This window comes from Inquilinus sp. (genome assembly GCF_039594555.1).
GTDB lineage: Bacteria > Pseudomonadota > Alphaproteobacteria > DSM-16000 > Inquilinaceae > Inquilinus.
In genome coordinates this window covers 1-4,889 of record NZ_JBCNNF010000485.1, presented here as the reverse complement: position 1 = coordinate 4,889, position 4,889 = coordinate 1, and the positions used below count along the sequence as shown (strand labels likewise).

At 69.3% G+C, this 4,889-nt stretch carries 6 protein-coding genes; 4 read left to right on the top strand and 2 right to left on the bottom strand.

Going from position 1 to position 4,889, the window contains the following annotated elements; genetic code table 11:
• The coding region (locus ABDW35_RS32295; RefSeq protein ID WP_343717950.1) for an ATP-binding cassette domain-containing protein at positions 1-219 on the bottom strand (219 nt) is incomplete at its 3' end.
• 22 nt (positions 220-241) lie between these two features.
• Between ABDW35_RS32295 and ABDW35_RS32290 the strand changes: the two genes are divergently transcribed.
• Positions 242-1,270, top strand: coding sequence for a calcium-binding protein (locus ABDW35_RS32290; RefSeq protein WP_343717949.1), 1,029 nt, complete (start codon positions 242-244; stop codon positions 1,268-1,270).
• A 39-nt stretch (positions 1,271-1,309) separates the two neighbouring features.
• On the opposite strand, the gene ABDW35_RS32285 is transcribed toward ABDW35_RS32290, so the two are convergent.
• Positions 1,310-1,999, bottom strand: a complete 690-nt coding sequence (locus ABDW35_RS32285; protein WP_343717948.1) for a GntR family transcriptional regulator — start codon at positions 1,997-1,999, stop codon at positions 1,310-1,312.
• A gap of 198 nt (positions 2,000-2,197) precedes the next feature.
• Between ABDW35_RS32285 and ABDW35_RS32280 the strand changes: the two genes are divergently transcribed.
• From ABDW35_RS32280 to ABDW35_RS32270, 3 genes are all read left to right on the top strand, one after another.
• Positions 2,198-3,217: a 2-dehydropantoate 2-reductase gene (locus ABDW35_RS32280; RefSeq protein WP_343717947.1), complete on the top strand. Its 1,020-nt coding sequence runs from the start codon at positions 2,198-2,200 to the stop codon at positions 3,215-3,217.
• A 54-nt stretch (positions 3,218-3,271) separates the two neighbouring features.
• Entirely contained in the window at positions 3,272-3,715 is a 444-nt protein-coding gene (locus ABDW35_RS32275) for a CBS domain-containing protein (protein WP_343717946.1), read from the top strand.
• Positions 3,716-3,813: 98 nt separating this feature from the next.
• On the top strand, positions 3,814-4,889 hold a 1,076-nt coding region (locus ABDW35_RS32270), incomplete at its 3' end, for a Re/Si-specific NAD(P)(+) transhydrogenase subunit alpha (RefSeq protein ID WP_343717945.1).

The window sequence follows — 4,889 nt, the reverse complement described above, 5'->3', positions numbered from 1 at the left end:
GTGCAGGTAGATACCTTCCTGTGTAGGTTTGCTGTAGTAAGGCGCTACGCTGAGGATAGCGGCCTTCTGGTGCTCTTCCAGGCGGTTGATGCAGCGGATCATCGTCGACTTGCCGGAGCCGGAAGGACCGGCAATGACGATACGCTCGCCGCGCTGGCTGGCGCTCAACGTCACCTTGCCCTTGCGTGGCTTGCCGGCGCGCTCGCGCTCTTCCGGCATTTCCAGGCCGTGGTCGAGCGCGTTGCGGATCAGGTGCACCATCGGGTCGGCAAGCGCCTCCATCGACGGCAACGACACCCTCTCCGGCGGGGACGGCGTCGACACGCTGGGGGGCGGCGACGGCAACGATGTCCTCGACGGCGGCGGCGGCAACGACGATCTCGTGGGAGATGCCGGCGACGATGTCCTGCGCGGCGGCGCGGGGGCGGACGACCTCACCGGCCTGGGGGGCAACGACACGGCGACCTACAGCGAGGGCACGGTCGGCGTCACCGTCAGCCTCAACACTGGCATCGGCCATGGCGGCAATGCCGAGGGCGATACGCTGGCCTTCATCGAGAACCTGATCGGCAGCCAGGGCAGCGACACGCTCGTCGGCGACAGCGGCGTCAACACCCTCGACGGCCAGAACGGGGCCGACACGCTCGACGGCCTGGGCGGCAACGATGTGCTCCGCGGCGGGGCGGGGGCCGACCATTTCGATGGCGGCCTCGATATCGATACCGCCAGCTACTACACCGGCACGGTCGGGGTTTCGGTCAACCTGGCCGCCGAAACCGGCAGCGGTGGCGATGCCCAGGGCGACACGCTGGTCTCGATCGAGAATGTCAGCGGCAGCCAGGGCAGCGACACTCTCATCGGCAATGCCGGCGCCAACGTGCTGCAGGGCTGGAACGGCAACGACGTGCTCCAGGGCGGCGCCGGGCACGACATCCTCACCGGCGGCGCCGGGGCCGACCGTTTCGTCTACGCCGCGCTGGGGGACAGCATGGTCGGCGCTAATGCCGACCACATCATGGATTTCAGCCATGCCCAGGGCGACAGGATCGACCTGCACCTGATCGATGCCAGCATCGGCGCCGCCGGGGACCAGGCCTTCCACTTCATCGGCACCGCCGCCTACACGCACCATGCCGGCGAGCTGCGCTTTGCCTTCACCGACGCCAGCCACACCACCATCGCCGGCGACGTCAACGGCGACGGAACCTCCGACTTCCACATCACGCTGACAGGGCATGTCAGCCTGGCGGCGGCCGACTTCGTCCTCTAGCCGGGCCTGGACCAGGGCGGCCCGGCGCAGGCCGCCACCCTAGTCCAGGAAGTCCCCGTGCTTGCGCACATGCTCGGCCAGGCCCAGCGTGTGCTCGCGCACCAGCTTCTCGGCCAGGTCGGCGTCGCGGGCCTCCAGCGCGGCGACGATCTTCTGGTGGTCGACCACCGAGCGTTGGGCCCGGTGGTCCTGCCCGATCGTCACCCGGCGGATGCCGCGCATATGGATGAACAGGTTGTCGGTGATGTCGACGATCAGCTGGCAGCCGCTGATCCGGATGATCTGCTTGTGGAAGGCGATGTTGGCTTCGGAATACTCGCTGACATGCTCCTCCGGGTCGCGGTCGCGGAACACGTCGACATAGTCGTGCAGCTTGCGGATCTGGGCGTCGGTGGCGACCTGGGTGGCCAGCCGCGCGGCCATGCTCTCCAGCGCGGCCCAGACGGTGACCATCTCCAGCACCTCGGCCTTGCTCTTGCGGATCACGAAGATGCCGCGGCGGGGGACGGAGCGGACGAAGCCCTCCTGCTCCAGCAGCGTCATGGCCTCGCGGATCGGGGTGCGGCTGACGCCCAGCATCTCGCTCAGCTGCCGCTCCTCCAGCTTGATCTCGCCGGGATGGCCGTAGATGTCCATCTCGGTGATGGCCTGCTTCAGCGCTTTGTAGGCCTTGATCCGGAAGCTCGTCTCGGTGTCGAGCGGTTTGACGTCGATCTGCGGGAAGCTCATCAAAGGCCCTTCTGCCTGCGCGGCGGCGTTCCCTTCGGCTATAACCCCGGGCGCCGCCGGTCACAAGTATACCGTGGACGAGAGTCCAGCGCAGCTTTCCTCCTTTCGATCGATTGACATAAGGTATTTTGTATACCACGATGATCCGGTCGGCTGCTCAGCGGCCCTGACTCCAATCAACGGGAGGAAGGCGCGGCCATGAAACTCTGCATCTATGGCGCCGGAGCCATCGGCGGCTATCTCGGCGTCCAGCTCCATCGCGCGGGGGTCGAGGTCAGCCTCGTCGCCCGCGGCCTGCATCTTGAGGCGATGCGCCAGAACGGCCTCACCCTCAAGATCGACGACGAGACCCGCACCGCCCGCATCCGCTGCACCGACAATCCGGCCGAGCTGGGCCCGCAGGACTATGTCGTGATCTGCCTCAAGGCCCATTCGGTGCCGGGGGTGGTCGAGGCGATGCAGCCGCTGCTGGGGCCGGAGACGGCGGTGGTGACCGCGGTGAACGGGCTGCCCTACTGGTATTTCCACCGTCATGGCGGTCCGCTCGACGGCCGCACCATCGAGACGGTCGATCCCGGCGGGGTGCAGTGGAAGCGGCTGGGGCCGCAGCGCGGCATCGGCTGCATCGTCTACCCGGCCACCGAGGTGGTGGCGCCCGGCGTGGTCGAGCACCATTATGGCGACAAGTTCCCGATCGGCGAGCCGGATGGCAGCCGGTCGGCCCGCGTCACAGCCCTGAGCGAGGCGATGGAGGCGGCGGGGCTGAAGGCGCCGATCCGCGACAACATCCGCGACGAGATCTGGCTGAAGCTGTGGGGCAATCTCTGCCTCAACCCGATCAGCGCCCTGACCCATGCGACGCTCGACGTCATCACCGGCGACCCCGCCACCCGCGACGTGGCGCGGCGGATGATGGCCGAGGCGCAGACCATCGGCGACAAGCTCGGCGTCCGTTTCCGGGTCGATATCGAGCGGCGGCTGGACGGCGCCGGCGCCGTCGGCGCGCACCGCACCTCGATGCTGCAGGACCTCGACCGCGGCCGGCCGATGGAGATCGACCCGCTGGTCACCGTGGTGCAGGAACTCGGCCGCATGGTCGGGGTGCCGACGCCGACGATCGACACCGTCCTGGCCCTGGTGCAGCAGCGCGCCGAGATCGCCGGGCTGTACAGCCGCCCGGCCCCGGCCCGCTCCGAACCGGAGCTGGTGCCGGCCTGACCCCATCCCCGAACGGCCGCGAAGAGCCGTTTCCAGACGAGGAGGATCCCAGCCATGAGAGCCGAAGACATTCTGCGCCAGAAGGACACGCGCATCGTCATGATCCGCGTCGGCGAGACGGTGGCCACCGCCGTCACGCTGATGACTCGGGAGAATGTCGGCGCCCTGCTGGTCAAGGAGGTGTGCCGCACCGAGGGCAACGTCGTGGTCGGGGTGTTCTCCGAGCGCGACGTCGCCCGGGCGCTGTCCGTGCACGGCGCCGCGGCGCTGGCCATGCCGGTCTCGGCTTTCATCGGCCGGGCGGTGATCAGCTGCGAGCCGCGCGACAGCATCGAGACGGTGCTGCGGCTGATGGACGAGAACCACATCCGCCACGTGCCGGTGATGGAGGATCACACTCTGGTCGGGGTGATCAGCGCCCGCGACCTGATCCGGCACTTCCTGCAGCAATCCTCGCCGGCGCTGCAGGATGCCGCGTCGGCCGTGGTCCACGCGTGATCTCCACTTGAACGGAACCGCGGCGGCCTGACCGGCTGCTGCGGCGTCTCTAACGCGATGCGGTGCCGCTGCACGGGCCGCATGGGGGAGTCTTGTCCATGCGGATAGCGGTGTTGCGAGAGCGGCGGGATGGCGAGCGCCGGGTGGCGGCGACGGCGGACAGCGTGAAGAAGCTGGTGGGTCTGGGGGCGACGGTGGCGGTGGAGGCCGGCGCCGGGCTTGGCAGCGCGGTGACGGACGAGGCGTATCGCGCGGCGGGGGCGGAGGTGGCGGCGGATGCGGCCGCGGCTCTGGCCGGCGCGGATGTGGTGCTGAAGGTGCGCCGCCCCTTGCGAGCCGGCGAGGGCGAGGTCGACGAGCTGTCGCTGATCCCGCGCGGCGCGACGCTGATCGGGGTGCTGGAGCCCTATGACGACGCGGAGAGCCTTTCGGCCTATGCCGCGGGCGGGATCGAGTCCTTCGCGCTGGAGCTGGTGCCGCGGATCACGCGGGCGCAGTCGATGGACGTGCTGTCGAGCCAGGCGAACCTGGCGGGCTACCGGGCGGTCTTGGAGGCGGCGTCGGTGTTCGGCCGGGCCTATCCGATGATGATGACGGCGGCGGGCACGGTGCCGCCGGCCCGGGTGCTGGTGATGGGCGCCGGCGTGGCCGGGCTGCAGGCGATCGCGACGGCACGGCGCCTCGGGGCCGTGGTGTCGGCGACGGATGTGCGGCCGGCGGCGAAGGAGCAGGTGCAGTCGCTCGGCGCCAGCTTCGTCGCGGTCGAGGATGAGGAGTTCAAGGCGGCCGAGACGGCAGGCGGCTACGCCAAGGAGATGTCGGCGGAATACCGGGCCAAGCAGGCGGCGCTGATCGCCGAGACGGTGAAGAAGCAGGACATCGTCATCTGCACCGCCCTGATCCCCGGCCGCAAGGCGCCGGTGCTGATGGACGAGGCGATGGTGCGGTCGATGAAGCCGGGGTCGGTGATCGTCGACCTGGCGGCGGAGCGGGGCGGCAACTGCGCCCTGACCCGGCCGGGCGAGGTGGTCGAGGACCAGGGCGTCACCATCGTCGGGTACCGGAACATCCCGGGCCGGATCGCGACCGACGCCTCGGCGCTCTACGCCCGCAACCTGGTCGCCTTCCTGACGCCGCTGGTCGACAAGGAGACCAAGGCGCTGAAGGTGGATGG

Bases quoted from the DNA above. Each gene is read 5' to 3' on its own strand.
- ABDW35_RS32285 (WP_343717948.1), bottom strand. From the start codon at position 1,999: ATGAGCTTCCCGCAGATCGACGTCAAACCGCTCGACACCGAGACGAGC.
- ABDW35_RS32280 (WP_343717947.1), top strand. From the start codon at position 2,198: ATGAAACTCTGCATCTATGGCGCCGGAGCCATCGGCGGCTATCTCGGC.
- ABDW35_RS32275 (WP_343717946.1), top strand. From the start codon at position 3,272: ATGAGAGCCGAAGACATTCTGCGCCAGAAGGACACGCGCATCGTCATG.